Annotated in this window: 14 protein-coding genes and 1 tRNA gene; 6 read left to right on the forward strand and 9 right to left on the reverse strand. The window is 60.0% G+C overall.

Annotated features, from left to right (window positions below; translation table 11 throughout):
* The 4 genes from NW863_RS07800 to NW863_RS07815 form a co-directional block, all read right to left on the reverse strand.
* The coding region (locus NW863_RS07800; RefSeq protein WP_414365676.1) for a helix-turn-helix domain-containing protein at positions 1–127 on the reverse strand (127 nt) is incomplete at its 3' end.
* Positions 128–265: 138 nt separating this feature from the next.
* Entirely contained in the window at positions 266–1879 is a 1614-nt protein-coding gene (locus NW863_RS07805) for a DUF6930 domain-containing protein (protein WP_414365663.1), read from the reverse strand.
* 158 nt (positions 1880–2037) lie between these two features.
* Positions 2038–2110 (reverse strand) — tRNA-Thr (locus NW863_RS07810).
* A gap of 187 nt (positions 2111–2297) precedes the next feature.
* Complete coding sequence (locus NW863_RS07815) at positions 2298–2993, reverse strand: TPM domain-containing protein (RefSeq protein WP_414365677.1); 696 nt, start codon at positions 2991–2993, stop codon at positions 2298–2300.
* 369 nt (positions 2994–3362) lie between these two features.
* Between NW863_RS07815 and NW863_RS07820 the strand changes: the two genes are divergently transcribed.
* On the forward strand, positions 3363–5219 hold the full coding sequence (locus NW863_RS07820; RefSeq protein ID WP_414365664.1) for a S8 family serine peptidase: 1857 nt from the start codon (positions 3363–3365) through the stop codon (positions 5217–5219).
* Positions 5219–5440, forward strand: coding sequence for a hypothetical protein (locus tag NW863_RS07825; RefSeq protein ID WP_414365665.1), 222 nt, complete (start codon positions 5219–5221; stop codon positions 5438–5440). The genes NW863_RS07820 and NW863_RS07825 overlap by 1 nt, the downstream gene beginning before the upstream one ends.
* Before the next feature lie 193 nt (positions 5441–5633).
* Here NW863_RS07825 and NW863_RS07830 read toward each other — a convergent pair whose 3' ends face one another.
* The gene (locus tag NW863_RS07830; RefSeq protein ID WP_414365666.1) at positions 5634–5996 is read right to left on the reverse strand and encodes a pentapeptide repeat-containing protein; all 363 of its coding nucleotides are present in this window, start codon (positions 5994–5996) and stop codon (positions 5634–5636) included.
* Positions 5997–6502: 506 nt separating this feature from the next.
* Between NW863_RS07830 and NW863_RS07835 the strand changes: the two genes are divergently transcribed.
* On the forward strand, positions 6503–7609 hold the full coding sequence (locus NW863_RS07835; RefSeq protein WP_414365667.1) for an ATP-dependent 6-phosphofructokinase: 1107 nt from the start codon (positions 6503–6505) through the stop codon (positions 7607–7609).
* A 20-nt stretch (positions 7610–7629) separates the two neighbouring features.
* Here NW863_RS07835 and NW863_RS07840 read toward each other — a convergent pair whose 3' ends face one another.
* A complete protein-coding gene (locus tag NW863_RS07840) occupies positions 7630–8640 on the reverse strand; it encodes an FHA domain-containing protein (RefSeq protein WP_414365668.1) in 1011 nt (336 codons plus the stop codon).
* Positions 8641–8781: 141 nt separating this feature from the next.
* Here NW863_RS07840 and NW863_RS07845 point away from each other — a divergent pair, with 141 nt between their 5' ends.
* Both NW863_RS07845 and NW863_RS07850 read left to right on the forward strand, forming a co-directional pair.
* A complete protein-coding gene (locus NW863_RS07845) occupies positions 8782–9267 on the forward strand; it encodes a CGLD27 family protein (RefSeq protein WP_414365669.1) in 486 nt (161 codons plus the stop codon).
* Positions 9268–9318: 51 nt separating this feature from the next.
* Positions 9319–10251 carry a bifunctional riboflavin kinase/FAD synthetase gene (locus tag NW863_RS07850; protein ID WP_414365670.1) on the forward strand — a complete coding sequence of 311 codons (933 nt, stop codon included), beginning with the start codon at positions 9319–9321 and terminating at the stop codon, positions 10249–10251.
* Positions 10252–10287: 36 nt separating this feature from the next.
* Here the strand turns inward: NW863_RS07850 and cobS are convergent, their stop codons facing one another.
* The 3 genes from cobS to rpoD are packed head-to-tail and all read right to left on the reverse strand — an operon-like array spanning position 10288 to position 12735.
* Positions 10288–11067, reverse strand: coding sequence for an adenosylcobinamide-GDP ribazoletransferase (cobS, locus tag NW863_RS07855; RefSeq protein ID WP_414365671.1), 780 nt, complete (start codon positions 11065–11067; stop codon positions 10288–10290).
* Positions 11068–11115: 48 nt separating this feature from the next.
* On the reverse strand, positions 11116–11460 hold the full coding sequence (locus NW863_RS07860; protein WP_414365672.1) for a DUF4342 domain-containing protein: 345 nt from the start codon (positions 11458–11460) through the stop codon (positions 11116–11118).
* Positions 11461–11520: 60 nt separating this feature from the next.
* Positions 11521–12735, reverse strand: a complete 1215-nt coding sequence (rpoD, locus tag NW863_RS07865; RefSeq protein WP_414365673.1) for an RNA polymerase sigma factor RpoD — start codon at positions 12733–12735, stop codon at positions 11521–11523.
* 660 nt (positions 12736–13395) lie between these two features.
* On the opposite strand from rpoD, the gene metH reads away from it, so the two are divergent.
* A complete protein-coding gene (gene metH / locus NW863_RS07870; RefSeq protein WP_414365674.1) occupies positions 13396–17040 on the forward strand; it encodes a methionine synthase in 3645 nt (1214 codons plus the stop codon).
* Positions 17041–17157 lie beyond the last annotated feature (117 nt).

Consider the following 17157-nt stretch of genomic DNA (forward strand, 5'->3'; position numbering starts at 1 on the left):
GTCGCACCCAGCGGTGTACTGTTCTTTTGGTCACCATGAACCGTTCAGCTACCTGGCGGATAGAGGTCTGACCTGCCTGATAAGCTGCCACGACTCTTTGCCGTAGATCCAAAGAATGGGTTGGCATCTCTTCCTGTCCTTCCTCTTGCAACCTGTACCCCACTTTAAACAGGCTGTAGTCAATGCTATTAAGCTCCAATCCCTGGATTGGCTTGTAGCCATGGGCTAGCCCAAGGACTTTTCGCGCAAGGATTTTTCAAGATCCTTAGGGAAAGTGCAACTGTCGGCTGATGCGCACCATCGGCCCCAGACCCAATCGCGTCGGGTTGAGCGCCTGCATCTCAAACAGGGCCAGAATGTGGCGCACCTGCAGCTCTGGCCAGTTGGAATTTATCCCCATCGCCACCACCAGGCCACAATAGCCGCCCGTCTCGCGGCAACGCCGTTCCCAGCGTTCGCGGGCTATCGAGTGAACAGGATCGTCTTCGGGAAATTCTCCGAACAGGTGCAGGTCGCGGTTGCCCGTTTGGACAATTTCCAAGGCGTAGCGGCTGCCAGCAAAGGGATCCACCCCTGTGTTAAAACAAACACCCTGGGGCCCGCCTTCGCCGCGCAGATTCTCGATCAACTGCTTTGCCTTGGAGCGGGAGGTGCGTACGATCACCACCGGCAGCCCTTCACCCCTTTGCACCAGCTTACTTTGGGGGAGAGGATGCCATTGCCCTGTGCGGCGCAGCGCCTCCACTGTGGTCCAGGGCAACACCCCCAGGCCGAGCTGCGCACCCTCAGGCACGAGATCATCTCGCAGCAAGGTTTGGGTGTGCTCTTCTTCGTCTCCTTCTAGCTCCAGAAGCTCTACAGCCAAGTCGGGCAGGGCGCGCACTTGCACCGAGAGGGTTTCCCCTGGTGCCTGTGGGTTGGGAATGCGATACCGACCCTGACAGGGTTGGAAATCCTCTTCCAGCTTGCGGTGGTACTGCTTCAAAAAACGATGCAAGGCCTCCAAAGCCACCGCCAAAGCCGCCGCCTCGTCTTCCTGCAAAACAACGCGCAGGCCCTCGAGAGGGTGGATGGTGCCGAAGTTCGGCTCGATTTCTTCGGGATCCAGATCAGCCAAGTCCAGGTCTGGCAGCTCGTTGAGTTCGAGATTGCGAGCTTGGAAGGTGAGATAGAGACAATCTTGCCTGAGGAAGGCTTCCTCCATCTCTTCGGGAGTATCTGGTTGGCCCGCGTCCTGGCGAAACCGTTTGAGGGAGTGCAGCGAGCGATAAAAAAGAACCCCGTACTCCATTCCCAGCCGCCCCATGAACGAGACGTAGAGGGTTTCAATGTCCCAGCGATTTAGCTCAATCGCCAAGATTTGGTGATCCTCCAGATAGTCCCAGGGGGCATCTTGCCAGAGGGTGAGGGCTTTGCCGGCCAGCAGCTTCGCGTAGTTCTCCGGCAGCGGAGGCGGGATCTGCTCACTGGCCTCTGCAAAACTCTGCAGGATCTCGTCGATCAGCGGCAATTCCGGCTGGCATTCCACTTTGATGTCCAGCTCGTGCAAAATGCCGCGCAGGAAAAACTGTACCTCCCGATCCCGCACAACGACCTTTTGCGGACGAGCCGGCAAGGCAGCATTGGGCCGCTCCATGGCCATGATCAAAGTTCGCACCATCGGCTCAAGGCCGGAGCCAGCAGGCACCACCTCCATAGCTCGCACCACGCCCTGAACGCCATCTACCCATAAAATGCACTCCCCCTCAGCCAAACCCGAGGAGCTCTGGGATCCCAGGGCTAGGGAGCCTGGTAGGCTGTGGCGATCCCCTTCCCATACCGAGGGCACCTGGGGCAGCTTTTGCAATCGACGAACTGTAGCGGCTGGCAGACCCGACATAGACATCTAGAGAACACAAAGGAACAAACCGGCAGATACCCTGCGCGGGGATCCGCCTCTGAGGGGGTGAGGGGGCAGGATCCCACTGAAGTCAATTTAACCAAACCGCCAGAGTCAAAGCTGAGTTCCTCTCCTGGGATAGCGGGGGCCGCCTGCAAAGCTGATGGTCAGACTCGAACTGACGACCGCTCGATTACAAGTCGAGTGCTCTACCAACTGAGCTACATCAGCAATCTAGCTCTATTGATTCTAGCATTCTCTCTTGGGAAGTTGCTCCCGTCGAAGCTCCCAGCGTTCTCGCCCTAGCCTCTGGCTTGCTGCGGGGGACAATAGGCGGAGGATTCTTTCTCGACCCGGAGGCTTACCCCCCTCCCAGAGGGAGAGGGGAATGGGGCTTGGCCTTAACTGGGCAGGACGGCTACTGCTGCTCCGCTGCCGGTCGGGCAATGGGGGCCAAATAGATCACCAGGGCTCCTGCCAGAAAGCCCAGGATGTTGCGCACCAGCGGGAGCCAATCCTGGGTGCGGGTGATCACCGGGCCGATGCCGAAGGCCCCAAACAAAATGAACCACAAGGGAGAGATAAGCAAAGCCCAGCGCCAGTTAAACAGCTCCTCCGCGTGGCGGGGTTTGCCGGCAAACCCGAAGACGATCCCGCCTAAGATAGAGGTGAGCAGCGTTAGGATCCACTGCTCCTGCGGCAGCCCGGGCACCACACGGCAGCCCCCTTGGTGAAAACAGCGATCCAAAACGTCAACGGTTTCCAAAATGGCGCGCTGAGTGCCGTGCTCTCGCACGTAGAACTGGTTGCCGAAGCGAGATTGCAGCTCAATCCAAAAGGTACGCGGCAGGATCTCCCGCACGGCGTCTCCCACGTTAAAGGCCAGCAAGTTGCCTCCCCTGGGATCGGCCACCATCAAAACGCTGCGCTCGTTCAGGCCCCAGTACTCTTTCACTTGGCGGCCTGGGGTTTGGTCAAACTGGGTCAGCACCCGCAGCTTCCAGCCCGTTTCTTCCTCTAACCGGTTTAGATGCTCGGCCAGTTGCGCTTCCTGATTGCTGGTCAACTGATCCGCCAAATCCAAGACCGGCACCGGCGGCTGCGGCAACTCCATCTCCACCACTGGCAAAGCAGGCTGGGCCCAGATCGGGGATCCCCCACCTAGCCAAATCCACAGCCCCAGGCAAAAGCTTGCCCCGACGCGCAGTATCCGTTGCCATCCGATGCTCATGCTGATTCCTCTCTTGGCTTTGATGACGAGATACTGAGAAATGATGTTAAGAAGTATTTCAAGTTCTTACAGATCCATCATGCATCGGGACAAACCGTTTGGCCAGAGGGATTCCTTTTTCTGGGTTTCCTGAGTGGCACCCGAAAAAGTTGACAACAGGAACAGCCTCGTGGCGCAGCGTGCTGATTTTCTGGTCAATTGCCCATCCAGAGGGCATACTGGTGGCAACAATTTTGGATCCCGAGGGCGTGCATGATGAACTTCAGACGCTGGTTGGGTCTCTGCTGCGCTGGCCTGGCGGCACTGCTGGTGACGGCCTGCGGTAAGGGATCCACCCCCTACGACAGCATTGTGGTCAACTTTGTCAACACGGCCACTCCGACTGAGATTGCTGCTCTTGCCAAAGCCTACAATTTGCCGCTGCGACCCAGCAGCAACAGCGCTTTTGCCCGCCAGGAGGCTATTTACCTGTTTGATGTGAATGCGGAACATCCAGGAGCCACACGGCGGCTAATCCAACGGCTCTCGCGGGAAGCCCTGGTCGAGTATGCCCACCCCAATTACCAATTCCAGGCCGCTTTTGTGCCCAACGATCGCCTCTATCCCCAGCAATGGAACCTGCGAGCCATCCGCATGCCGGAAGCCTGGGACATCTCCCAAGGGGAAGGGGTAACGGTAGCCGTGGTGGACACTGGGGTGACACGGGTGCCGGATCTGGCCCAAACCGAATTTGTGAAGGGCTACGACTTCGTGGATGACGATGAGGATCCCACCGACCTCAACGGCCATGGCACCCATGTGGCGGGCACCATCGCCCAATCCACCAACAACACCCTAGGCGTGGCCGGGGTCGCCTTCAAGGCCAAGATCATGCCGGTGCGGGTGCTGGATGCCAATGGCTTTGGATCCCTGTCGGATGTGGTGGAAGGGATCCGCTATGCTGCTGACCACGGCGCCACAATCATCAACCTCAGCCTGGGTAGCCGTGCCTCTGCCCAACTGATGGAAGAGGCCGTAGCCTATGCCCACCGCAAAGGGGTGACGGTGATCGCAGCCGCCGGCAATGAAAACTCAAGCGAGGTGAGCTACCCGGCCCGCTACCCCCATGTCATCGCCGTCTCGGCTACCGGGCCCGATGGCAGCAAAGCCCCCTACTCCAACTATGGGGTTGGGGTAGATATCGCCGCTCCCGGCGGGGCCAAGACTCCCGAGCACCCTGAGTACGGCATTCTGCAGCAGACCATCAACCGCCGCAACCCCAACGAGCCCGTCTTTGCCTACTTCCAAGGCACCAGCATGGCCACTCCCCACGTGGCCGGCGTAGCAGCGCTGATCCAGGCTCAGGGCATCAAAGATCCGGATAAGGTGGAAGAAGTGCTGAAGATGTCGGCCACCCCGGTGCCCGGCGACAAGCAGAACTTCTACGGCGCCGGTCGTCTGGACGCAGCTAGGGCCCTGGCCCGAGCCACCGGTCAGCAAGAGGAGAACCCCCTAGTGCTGTGGCTGAAGGACTTCCTGCAATATCTGAACAACAACGGCTACCTCAACCCACGCTTCTGGTTTGATGGTGGCCCGATTGCCCTGGTGCCCAAGCTGCTGATGGTGGTGGGCGGCTACATCATCCTGGTGCTGATCCGCTGGTGGCTGGCTCCCAAGCCCATGCTGGCAACAGTACCCCTCCTGGGAGGGATCCTGCTGGGCAGCGCTGGTCTCTTCCCCCTGCAAGGGTTGGCCATTGTGGGTGCGCCCCGGTGGCCCTTCCAGGTGATGGGGAGCTCCCTGCCAGAGCTGGGCACCGCCTTGGCCCAAACCAATGCTTTGAACCCCTTGTTTGCCAGCGTGTTGATCCCCGGCCTGTTGATGGTGCTGTTCCTGGGCCATCGGCGCTGGCGTTGGGCGGTCGTCGGCCTCTCGATCGGTATGGCCTCCCATCTGCTCCTGTCCGGATCCCTGTTCTACGAGGGGGTACTATGGCTTGGCTCCTCTGCTTGGTTGGGGCGCTCCTTCTTGCTCCTCAATGGTTTGCTCTGCCTGGGCCTGGCCTATTTGGGAGCGCAAGCCATCTTGGATTCCCAGCCCAGCAGCACCGGTTTAGCGCTGAGGAAGTGATGCAAGAATACAGCGGTACCATCGAGTTCCTGGATATCGAAGGGGGGGTGTGGGTGCTGACGCTCCCTTCCGGCCAGCACTACGCCCTCTTCCGCGCCCCCAAAGAGCTCTTACAAGAGGGGTTGGAAGTCACCATCCAGGGACAGATCAAAGAAGATATGGTGACGGTGGCCCAGGTGGGGCCAGTCTTGGAGGTGAAGAGCTTCCGGACGCAGCCCTAGCCAATGCGACCCAGAGCAAATACCCCTGGGATCCCCCCTTGGGGATCCCTCTTTTTTAGAGAGCTTTCTGCGGCTCCAACGCAGCACCCACCTTGCTTGAAAGCTTGGGTGAACACCTCCCAAGACTCGTCACTGATGTGCTCTTGAGTCAACACAACTCACCAATACAGTGCGGGGCTTCCCGCCGATTAAGCTAAAACTCGAACAGTTGCATCCCCGCTGTTACCGGATCGAAACCGGCGGGGAAGCAGGTGTTGTGGTTGTACTGGGCTCCGCTTAAATTGGCTCCCTCCAAACAGGCTCCCTCCAGGTCGGCATAGCGCAGATCGGCACAGCGCAAGTCGGCATTGGCCAGATTGCTGCCGCGCAGGTTGGCATAGCGTAGGTTGGCCCCATGCAAGTCAGACCCGCGCAGGTCGGCCCGGCGCAGATCGACCCCCCGTAAGAAGGCGTACTCCAGACAAGATTGGGGAAAGTGACGCTCTCCCCGCTGGTAACGGCTGAGCAACTCTGTGGCCCCCCGCAGCGCACATTGGGCAATGGTTTGCGTCATCATGCTTCTCCCAACTCAGACCGGCTCCTTCAATATCTCCATCATCTCTACCATCATTCGCTTGAATGGGTTTTGATCAAGGTTACTTAACAAGTGATTTTAATTTTGGTTTTTCGGCAGATGGTTCCCCCCAAGTCTTGCCTACAAGATCTATCCTCAGAGATAGCGAAAACCTTTCCAAACCTAGCTTTGCAAGGCAACATTTCTTAATTCTTTGTTGTGAAGGATGCTTAACAACTCCTCTTGTCCGCGGAGTCGCTCCCCAACTGCAAACTCTGCTCAGCATCTTGGCCCACAGGTCTGGACATACTCTTTGGGATCCTGTAATCCAGCCGTCGCCTCCCCTTCTCTGCGGTTGGTCAAGTACCCCATGGCCACAGCCTGCTAGGGCCTCGGAACCACTGTAAGCAAACCGCACAGCATCCGCTTGCAGGAGTGAAGTCTAGTCGGCTTGAAACTGTGGAGCGGGGCAGTCCATATCTTTGTTCAAGCTGTTATCCTGGAGCACCATGCCAAAACGTAAGCGAATTGGGATCCTCACCAGCGGTGGCGATTGTGGCGGCCTCAATGCCGTTATCCGAGCAGTGGTGCGGCGGGCCCGCGACTATGACATGGATGTTTACGGCATCAAAAACGCGACCGCAGGTCTGATGGCGCGACCGGTGGAAGCAGAGCTGCTGGATGTGAAGCGGGTTTCCGGCATTTTGCGCTATGGCGGCACCATCCTGGGTACTGTGAACAGGGGCAACCCCTTCGCCTATCCCATGCCGGATGGCAGCTTGGTGGATCGCTCGGCAGAGGTGATCACGGGTTACCACCGGCTGGGGTTGGATGCTCTGATCGGAGTGGGGGGAGATGGCAGCCTGGCCATTCTCCGGCAGCTAGCCTTGCAGGGGGATTGGAACTTCGTCGGGATCCCTAAGACCATCGACAACGATGTCGGTGCCACCGAGTATTCCGTGGGGTTCAACACGGCGTTGAGTGTGGCCGTGCAGGCTTTGGATCAGCTCACCTACACCGCCATCAGCCACAGCCGCGTCATGGTCATGGAGGTGATGGGTCGGGATGCCGGTCACATCGCCCTCAGTGCTGGCATTGCCGGGGGGGCCCACGTAATCCTGATCCCGGAGATCCCCTACAAGCTGGAAAATGTCTGCAAAAGGATCCTCGACCGCAAAGAGCGGGGCAACAATTTCAGCATTGTGGTGGTGGCGGAGGCCGTTCGCACTGAGTCCGGAGAACCGGTGACCTACACCAATAGCCTGGGGCAGTCTCTCTACGGCGGCATTGGCTATTACATAGGCAACGAGATTGCGCTGCGCACCGGTATCGAGACGCGGGTGATGGTTTTGGGCCATCTGCAGCGGGGGGGCACTCCTTCTCCTCTGGATCGCCTGCTGGGGGCAGCTTTTGGGGTGGCGGCTGTGGACTTGATTGCTCAGGGCAAGTACGACCGCATGGTGGCCTGGCAAAATCGGCGCGTGGTGGATGTGCCCCTGGCAGAGGCCATCGCCCAGTACCGACGGGTGGAAGTGGATGGGGCTCTAGTTGCCACGGCCATTGGTCTCAACACCTATGTGGGCGAGGTGGATCCCCAGCTTCTGCGCACGTTTTAGAGCTTCTGCGCACGTTTTAGTTAGAGTTCGAGAACTGCTTGCAGAGAGCGGACATCGCAGTAGTACACCTGGTGCGGGTGGGTATACCCCTTGAGCTGCACCGCCTGCTGGGAAAAACAGGCGGCTACCTGCCTTAGTTGTTTGGCTAAGCAAGCGTAGGTGTCTTGGCTGATGGCCAGGTCAGTGTTGAGGGTGCGGGTGGCACTCTCGATGCGAAAGGCCAAATTAACCGTATCGCCCAGGGCGGTGTATTCCTGGCGGGTGTTGTTGCCCACCTGTCGCACAATGGCTGAGCCGGTGTTGACACCCGCCCCCAAGCGCAGGGGAGAAGGCAGGGGAAACTCGCCGTTCAGTTGTTCGGTCATCTGGAACAGCTTCACCAGAGCCTGCAAGACCGACTTCACATCGAGATCAATCTCCGCGTGTTCAGCTTGTAAGGGATCCGCTTGGGGTGCATGGAACCAGACGGCCATAATCGCGTCACCGATATATTTATCGACACTGCCTCCATGGTGCTGGATGATGTCGCCGCCGCGCCGGAACCAGTCGCCCATCACCTGGGAAAGCAGGCGCTCGTCCAGTTGCTGGGTCAGTTGTCCGTAACCGCGCACGTCAACTACGGCCACCGAGATCAGCCAGCGGGTCTGCAGGACCAAGGTGTCTGAGGGTTTGCCGGCAGAGCTGGGTTCTAGGCTGGCTAGGGATCCGCTGTGAAACTCGAGCTGCGATTGTCCGAGGGTGAGGTGATCTCCATCTTGCAGCAGGGTGGGAATGCTGATGCGGCGATTGTTGACAAATGAGCCGTTGCGGCTGCCCAGATCGATGAGATAGATGCTGTGGTCATCTAAATACTGCAGCAGGGCATGTTGGCGGGAAACGCTGGGATCGTTGAGGACAATGGAGTTGTCCGCATCGCGGCCTACCGTCCAAGCGGCCGCTCCGGCGAGAACATACTTCCTCTGGCTGCCGTCCGGCTCTCTCAAAATCACATAGGGGGCGGTGGTGGCGGCAGATTCGCCTGGGACGCTCATGGTAGAACCGGAGGTAACGTGACCACGCTCTATACAACATTAAGAATACTCCTCTCCCCCCTCGGTTGAACTGCGGCTGGCCTGGGCTTGGCGGGGGGCTGGGCCTGCCAGTATCATTTTGTGTAGATACATTAAGGCTGTATGGTGGATCCTTCCCATCCCATTCCTGCTGAGCAACAGCCGCTGCGGCAGTATGCAGAGCTGAGAGAAGCTTTTCCTTTTCGCTGGCCGGTGTTGGAAGGGATCCCCTATGTGCAGCGGCTTGTCGGCCTTTGGGGAGCGACTGCCCTGGTAGTTGCGCCGCTGGTCTGGGGCAGCTTTGCTGGGGAATGGGGCCACTTCGCCTCGGGGACGGTGCTGGGGGCCAATGCCTTGCTCGGCCTGGTGTTGCTCCACCTCTACTTGGGATGGGCCTATGTGCGGCGGCGCTTGGCGCAGGCGCGGATTCCCTACGAAGAAAGCGGCTGGTACGACGGGGCAATCTACGCCAAATCGGAAGAGGAGCTGGCGCAGCATCGGCTGATCGTCCACTATCAAATCGACCCTGTGTTGCAGCGCCTGCGACGTAGCTTGTGGGCTGTGGTTGGCCTCAGTGGGCTGATGGCTTTGCTTTGGCCGCTCTGGTAGAGATTGTCGGGCAGTGGTTAATTGGCTGTTTGTTGTTCGGGATCCCAAGCGGTGCACGTAACTTCTGACCTGGCTCAAACCTTGCGACCCACCGCCGTTGCCATCGGGAACTTCGATGGCTTGCACCTGGGCCATCAAAAGGTGCTGCAGCCTATTCGCGACTCCCTGCAGGGGGTGCGCACAGTTCTCACCTTTCATCCTCACCCCCAAGAGGTGTTGACGGGCCGAAAGCACCTGCTGCTCACGCCGCCTGCGGAGAAGCTGGCTCTGTTGGCCCAGATGGGCTTTGAGCAGGTGGTGTTACTCCCCTTCACCCCCGCCTTTGCCCGCCAGCCTCCCCAGGAGTTCATCCAGACGGTACTGGAACGGGGTCTGCGTGTTCGCCATCTCAGCATCGGCTGGGACTTTTGCTTTGGCCACCGCCGTGCCGGCAACGCCCAAACCCTCCAAGCCTGGGGATCGGAACGCTGCATTCCGGTGGAGGTAATCCCAGAGGCGCAACTAAGGGGGGAGCGGGTGAGCAGCTCTCGCATTCGTGCCGCCCTGGCCACGGGGGAGGTGGCAGCGGCAACAGAGCTCTTGGGCCGTCCCTACCGGCTAATCGGAGAGGTGGTGCCAGGGGATCGGCGGGGCCGAGAGCTGGGTTTTCCCACCGCCAATCTGCGCCTGCCGCCGGAGAAGTTTTTGCCCCGCGACGGGGTGTACAGCGTTTGGGTGAATGTGCCTGCTGAGGCAGCAGCCCTGCCTGGGGTGATGAACATTGGCCATCGGCCCACGTTTGCCGGTTCACAGCACACCGTCGAGGTGCATCTGTTGGATTGGACAGGTGATCTCTACGGTCAAGAGGTGCAGGTGGCGCTGCAGGGCTTTATCCGGACAGAGCGGAAATTTCCCGCGGTGGCGGATTTGGTTCAGCAAATTCAGCAAGACTGCCAAACGGCCCGTCAGCAGTTGGGCTTAGCCGAACAAGTTGGCCTGGTCTAGAGGCCCTCGCGCCCCTCTCCCAAAAAGAGAGGGGGCTTAGGATGGGCCGATCAGGGATCCCCACAGCAGGGCTATCGCCTCCGACCACTCCACCGTAGCCCCGTAAGTATCCCCCGTGTGCCCTCCCAATTGGCGGTAGAGCCAATGGCCCACGGCCAGGGCTCCCAGAGCAGAGCCCAGGGTCCAGAGCAGCAAAGGCCGCCAAGCCAGGAGCCCGGCCCAGCCCACCCCCCCAGTGATGGCCAGCAACAGCAGCGTGCCCGGCCACAGGGATCCCGGCAGAGAGGTGGAGTCTTTGAGGAAGCGGGCGGATCCCTGGTCGCGCAGATAGGGGTATAGGGCGATAGCGAGCAACTGGCCCCAGCGTCCCCAAGCCGGCACCAGCAGCAAGAGAGGCCAGACCTGCAGGCTGCTCAGGGCGGCAAATTTTAGCAGCAACACCAGCACCAAGGCGAGCACCCCGTAGGCCCCGGTGTGGCTGTCCCTCATCACCTGCAGGCGGCGGGATAGCCCGTTGACGGCTGGCCGTTCCGTGTCGGCAAAGCTCTTGGGGACGTTGACCGCCAGCCCATCGGCAGTGTCAGCCACCCCATCCAGGTGCAGCCCGCCGGTTAACAGCACCCACAGAGCCACGAGCAAAGCTGCTCGCACCGGCGGCGGGAAAATCTGCAGCAGAAGCGCCGCTAGGGTGAGGATCCCACCCAACAGCAAGCCCACTGCCGGCAACCAGGCAGCAATGCCCTCGAACTGTAGCCTACCCAACCTCCCCAAAGGCAGGGCGGTGTAGAAAGTCAAAGCTGCCCACAAGCGCCTCACCGGCTTGGCCTCTAGGCGGGTGTCAGCCGCTAGAACAATCTTGGCGGGCTAGAAATCATTGCGAATGGTTCGCTCCACCCCAATGGTCAGCTTGGCCACTAGGGCACCGATTGCTCCCACAGCCGCCAACACCGGAAACAAAGCCGCCCCCAACACCCCTGCGGCCACTCCTACGCCCAGAGGGATCTCGATCAGCGTCTGCCCTTCGGCATTTTTGATCAGGATGCGGCGAACATTGGCCTCTTCGATCAACTCGCGAATTTTGGCCAACAGCTCGTCCCCGCTGATCTTAAACTCCTCCACGTGGTACTCCACCCTGGCCGGAGGCAGATCCCTGCCCTCCCCGTCAGCCTTTGCAGAGGAGTTGGGATCCGGCGTCTCATGGGGGTTCATACTGAAGAGGCTCCATACGTCGGTTGGCGGCGGCAACTGAGTCCATCCTAAGACCGGATCCTAGCGGATGTACTCTTTCAACACGCTGTTGCGATTGGGGTGGCGCAGCTTGCGGAGCGCCTTGGCCTCGATCTGCCGGATCCGCTCGCGGGTCACGTTGAAGATCTGGCCGATCTCCTCCAGAGTTTTCATACGGCCATCGTCTAGGCCGTAGCGCAGCTTCAACACATCCCGCTCGCGGGGGGTGAGAGTTTCCAGCACGCTTTCCAGATCCTCTCGGAGCAAAACCTTGGCCACTCGCTCCTCGGGGGTTTCCCCTTCCGACTCGATGAAGTCCCCCAGCCGCGAATCCTCTTCCTTACCGATGGGAGTCTCCAGAGAGATGGGAAGCTGAGCCGACTTGGCGATGAAGCGCAACTTCTCGATGGTAATCTCCATGCGGGTGGCGATCTCCTCTTCGGTCGGCCTGCGGCCCAGCTCCTGAGAAAGCTGCTTGGTGACCTTCTTGATGCGGGAGATGGTCTCGTAGAGGTGGACCGGCAGGCGAATGGTGCGCGATTGGTCGGCAATGGCACGGGTGATGGCCTGGCGAATCCACCAAGTGGCATAGGTGGAAAACTTGTAGCCCTTCTCGTGGTCAAACTTTTCCGCTGCCCGGATCAGACCCAGGGATCCCTCTTGGATGAGATCCTGGAACGACAGGCCCCGGTTCATGTATTTCTTGGCAATAGAGACCACCAGCCGCAGATTGGACTGTACCATCTTTTCTTTGGCCCGTCGCCCCCGATGCAAGCGCCGCCGGAATTCAGGCAGAGACATCTTCACTTCTTCTGCCCACAACGTCTCCGGTACCTCCTCCGGGTCGGACCAGAGGCCCATACGCTGGAAAACGGCCTCACGAGCCCGCTCTAACTCCAGCAGGTCGGCAATTTTGCGGGCTAGCTCAATTTCTTCATCTGCCCGCAACAGGCGGATACGACCGATTTCCTGCAAATAGACGCGGATGGAGTCATCGGTGTAGGGTTTTTTCTTGCTGGCCGCTTTGCGCTTTGAACGGCCCTTGGCAGCGGCGGCAGCAACATCGGCATCCTCCTCGAGGGACTCTTCGTCGTCCTCATCATCCTCATCAAAAGCATCAGTGTCACTGGCATCCGGTTCCATCTCAAGGGGATCCACCTCATTGTCCGCATCCAAAGGGATGGAGGATGAACTTTCCAGATCCAGTTCGAGAAGAGCCGTATGACCAGACTTCACCAATTCCTTTGCTTGAGCCATGCTGAGTTCCTCGTAACTTTAATCACAGACAACTGGAGGAGACTAAGGGGTTCTAGACGCCGAAATGAGGGAAGCAGGTGCCAACTCTGCTGCGGCCCCTGACGCCAAATGGAGGGAGTCAAGTTCCGCAGACGCAAACCCCGTTTGTGCCGGGCAAGCTCGCCCACTTCTAGGCAACCGATCGCTCAGGCCGATCTCGAAGCAGATATCGCTCATAGGGTTTAGCTAAACTGGCGCAAAACCCGTTTTGATGGGTAAAGCCTCCCGAGATCTCGAAAGGCAAACCTTTGGCTTTGCTTATCCCCTGACACAATCCAAGCCACTTACTGACTGAGAGGGCAGGATATTCAGCACCTCAATCACCCCAACATACAAGGAGAAGAGTAAACTGCAGCAGCCAGCAGGCGACCTTGAGGAAGGTTCCTGCAGACAACTGTAGCCGTTCACACCAAAATGTCTTCCCTAAATTAGCCCGCCCTTGGGGAAACAGCAACAGGGCAGACGAAGAAAATCTCAACTTTACCCCATTCCGTCCCAGCCTTGAGATCCTGGTCTAGGGGATCCCTGCCTTGGCCTAGTCCGGGGAATTGACTCAATGCTAACTTAAATCCAGCTTTCTTTAGCAGCTCTGAACCCATCCCTGCCTGAGCCGCGACGCCTATGACCCACCCCTTCCTGCAGCATCTCCAGGAACGCGTGATTGTCTTCGACGGGGCAATGGGATCCTCTCTGCAAGCCCAGAACCTGACGGCAGCCGATTTTGGTGGGCCGGAGCTGGAAGGCTGCAACGAGATCCTGGTGCTGAGCAAGCCGGAGGCGGTGGCGCAGGTTCACCGGGGTTTTCTGGAGGTGGGGGCCGACGTCATCGAGACCAATACCTTTGGCGCCACCTCGATTGTCTTGGCCGAGTACGGGATCCCGGAAAAAGCCTACGAGCTCAACGTGGCGGCAGCGCGGCTGGCCAAGCGGGTGGCAGCCGAGTTCTCAACGCCGGAAAAGCCTCGTTTTGTGGCCGGCTCCATCGGCCCCACCACCAAGCTGCCCACCCTGGGGCACATTAGCTTTGACGAGATGCGGGCTGCCTATGAGGAGCAAGTTCGGGGGCTCCTCGACGGCGGGGCGGATCTGCTCATCATCGAGACCTGTCAGGACATTCTGCAGACCAAGGCGGCGCTGGTGGCCGTGCAGCAGGAGTTGGCCCGCCGTGGGATCCGCCTGCCGGTGGTGGTGTCCCTGACCTTTGAGGTGCAGGGGACGATGTTGGTGGGCACCGAGATTGGGGCAGCGCTGGCCATCCTGGAGCCCTACCCCATCGATGTGCTGGGCCTCAACTGCGCCACCGGGCCGGACAGAATGGCCGAGCACATCCGCTACCTCTCCCGCCATTCCCCCTTCCCCATCTCCTGCATCCCCAACGCTGGCCTGCCGGAAAACATCGGCGGCAAGGCCCACTACAAGCTGACGCCAGAGCAGTTGCGCTTTCACCTGGAGCACTTTGTGCGGGATCTGGGGGTAGCGGTGGTGGGGGGCTGCTGCGGCACCCGCCCGGAGCACATTGCTGCTTTGGTGGCAGCCGTCCAGGGGTTGCGGCCCAAACGCCGTGCCGTCGAGCGCATCCAGGCTGCCGCTTCCATCTATGCCCCTCAGCCCTACCTCCAGGACAACTCGTTCTTAATCATCGGCGAGCGGCTCAATGCCAGCGGCTCCAAGAAGATGCGGGAGCTGCTCAACGCTGAAGATTGGGACGGCCTGGTGGCCCTGGCGCGGGAGCAGGTGCGGGAGGGAGCCCACATCCTCGACGTGAACGTAGACTACGTGGGCCGGGATGGGGTGCGGGATATGCGGGAGCTGGTCTCGCGGCTGGTGACCCAGATCCCGCTTCCCCTGATGCTGGATTCCACCGACTGGCAGAAGATGGAGGCCGGCCTCAAGGTGGCCGGGGGCAAGTGCCTGCTCAACTCCACCAACTACGAGGATGGGGAAGAGCGCTTCCTGAAGGTGCTGGAGCTGGCCAAGACCTACGGCGCGGGGGTGGTCATCGGCACCATCGACGAGGAAGGCATGGCCCGCACTGCCGAGAAGAAGTTCCAGATTGCCGAGCGGGCCTATCGCCAGGCGCTTGAGTCCGGGATCCCGCCCTACGAGATTTTCTTTGACCCCTTGGCCTTGCCCATTTCCACCGGCATTGAGGAAGACCGCGCCAACGGAGCAGCTACCCTGGAGGCCATTCGCCGCATCCGTCAGGCTTTTCCTGAAGCCCACATCCTCTTGGGCATCTCCAACATCTCCTTTGGGCTCTCGCCAGCAGCCCGCGTGGTCTTGAACTCAGTGTTTTTGCACGAGTGCCGCCAGGCCGGGCTGGATGCTGCCATCGTCAGCGCCGCCAAGATCCTGCCCCTAAGCAAGATCCCGGAGGAGCAGCAGCAGGTGTGCCGGGATCTCATTTGGGATCGGCGGCAGTTTAACGCTGAGGGTATCTGCACCTACGATCCCCTGGCGCGGCTGACGGAGCTGTTTGCAGGGGTTTCCAGCCAGGAGCTGCGCGCTGCCGGATCCTTGGCCAAGCTGCCGCTGGAAGAGCGGCTGCGGCGGCACATCATCGACGGGGAGCGCATCGGCCTGGAGGAGACCCTGGCGGAGGCGCTGCAGAAATACTCCCCCCTGGAGATCATCAATACCTTTTTACTGGACGGCATGAAGGAGGTGGGGGAGCTTTTTGGCGCCGGCAAAATGCAACTGCCTTTTGTGCTGCAGTCGGCAGAAACCATGAAGGCGGCGGTGAAATACCTAGAGCCCTTCATGGAAAAGGTGGGCGGGGAGGTGTGCAAGGGCACCTTCTTGATCGCCACCGTCAAGGGGGATGTCCACGACATCGGCAAAAACCTGGTGGACATCATCCTCACCAACAACGGCTACAAGGTCATCAATTTGGGCATCAAGCAGCCGGTGGAAAACATCATCGAGGCTTATGAAAAGTACAAGCCCGACTGCATTGCCATGAGCGGCCTGTTGGTGAAATCCACTGCGTTTATGAAAGAAAATCTGGAGGTGTTTAACGAGCGGGGCATCGCCGTGCCTGTGATCCTAGGGGGGGCGGCCCTTACCCGCCGCTTTGTGGAAGAAGACTGCCGCCAGACCTACAAGGGCCAAGTCATCTATGGCCGCGACGCCTTTACCGACCTGCACTTTATGGATCGGCTGATGCAGGCCAAGGCTGCCGGGCGCTGGGATGACCGGCTGGGTTTTCTGGATGACTTGGAGCAGCGAGTCAACGGCCAGAAGGAGGCTGCTGCGGATCCAGCGGATCCCACCTTGCCGGCTCCAGAGGTGACCGTGGGCGCTGCTCCTGCCCTTGCGGTCTCGGCTGGCGACGGCGGGGCAGACACCCGTCGTTCCGAGGCCGTTGCCCTGGATACCGAGCGACCCATCCCCCCTTTCTGGGGATCCAAAGTTCTCGCCTCGGATCAGATCCCCTGGCCGGAAGTCTTCTTCTATATCGACAAGCAGGCCCTAGTGGCCGGCCAGTGGCAGATCCGCAAGCCGCGCGACCAGTCGGCGGAGGAGTTTGCCCAGTTTCTCGCCACCCAGGTGGAGCCGGTGATCGAGCGTTGGAAGGAGCGGATCCTGAGCGAAGACCTGCTGCACCCGCAGGTGGTCTATGGCTACTTCCCGGCGCAGGCGGAAGGGAATACGTTAATCCTCTTCGACCCGGCCAGCTTCCCCGAGCTGTTTGCTCTAGAGCCCGGCTCCACCACCTACTTCCAACTGCCCACTGTCGAGCGCCCCCAGCTTTCTCCCCAGGTGCGGGAGCTGGCCCGCTTCACCTTCCCCCGCCAAAAAACCGGCCAGCGCCTCTGCATTGCCGACTTCTTCGCCGATCGCTCCACCGGCCTGGTGGACGTTTTCCCCATGCAGGCAGTTACAGTGGGGCCAGAGGCCACGGTCTACGCCCAGCGCCTGTTTGCCGAAGGCCAGTACACTGACTACCTCTACTTCCACGGCCTGGCCGTCACCCTGGCAGAAGCCTTAGCAGAGTGGTGCCACGCCCGCATCCGACGGGAGCTGGGCTTTGGCGGCGAGGACAGCCCCGACATCCGCCAGATCCTGCACCAGGGCTACCGCGGCTCCCGCTACAGCTTCGGCTATCCTGCCTGCCCCAACATTGCCGATCAGCGGGTTTTGTTGGAGCTGCTCCGGGCCGAGCGCATCGGCCTGACCATGGACGACAGCGACCAGTTGGATCCGGAACAGTCCACCACCGCCATCGTCGCCTACCACCCGGCGGCCCGCTATTTCAATACTTGATCCCTCACCCCCAGCCCCTCTCCCTGAGGGAGAGGGGGGCTAGCGGGAGCGGCTGAGCAGGGGAAACCCCATCACCACGACCAAGGTAGCCAGGATAATCACGGTGGAGAGGGCGTT

Source organism: Synechococcus sp. B60.1 (assembly GCF_047462555.1).
Taxonomy (GTDB): Bacteria; Cyanobacteriota; Cyanobacteriia; order Thermostichales; family Thermostichaceae; genus Thermostichus.

Bases quoted from the DNA above. Each gene is read 5' to 3' on its own strand.
- NW863_RS07805 (WP_414365663.1), bottom strand. From the start codon at position 1,879: ATGTCGGGTCTGCCAGCCGCTACAGTTCGTCGATTGCAAAAGCTGCCC.
- NW863_RS07815 (WP_414365677.1), bottom strand. From the start codon at position 2,993: ATGGAGTTGCCGCAGCCGCCGGTGCCGGTCTTGGATTTGGCGGATCAG.
- NW863_RS07820 (WP_414365664.1), top strand. From the start codon at position 3,363: ATGATGAACTTCAGACGCTGGTTGGGTCTCTGCTGCGCTGGCCTGGCG.
- NW863_RS07825 (WP_414365665.1), top strand. From the start codon at position 5,219: ATGCAAGAATACAGCGGTACCATCGAGTTCCTGGATATCGAAGGGGGG.
- NW863_RS07830 (WP_414365666.1), bottom strand. From the start codon at position 5,996: ATGATGACGCAAACCATTGCCCAATGTGCGCTGCGGGGGGCCACAGAG.
- NW863_RS07835 (WP_414365667.1), top strand. From the start codon at position 6,503: ATGCCAAAACGTAAGCGAATTGGGATCCTCACCAGCGGTGGCGATTGT.
- NW863_RS07840 (WP_414365668.1), bottom strand. From the start codon at position 8,640: ATGAGCGTCCCAGGCGAATCTGCCGCCACCACCGCCCCCTATGTGATT.
- NW863_RS07845 (WP_414365669.1), top strand. From the start codon at position 8,782: ATGGTGGATCCTTCCCATCCCATTCCTGCTGAGCAACAGCCGCTGCGG.
- NW863_RS07860 (WP_414365672.1), bottom strand. From the start codon at position 11,460: ATGAACCCCCATGAGACGCCGGATCCCAACTCCTCTGCAAAGGCTGAC.
- rpoD (WP_414365673.1), bottom strand. From the start codon at position 12,735: ATGGCTCAAGCAAAGGAATTGGTGAAGTCTGGTCATACGGCTCTTCTC.
- metH (WP_414365674.1), top strand. From the start codon at position 13,396: ATGACCCACCCCTTCCTGCAGCATCTCCAGGAACGCGTGATTGTCTTC.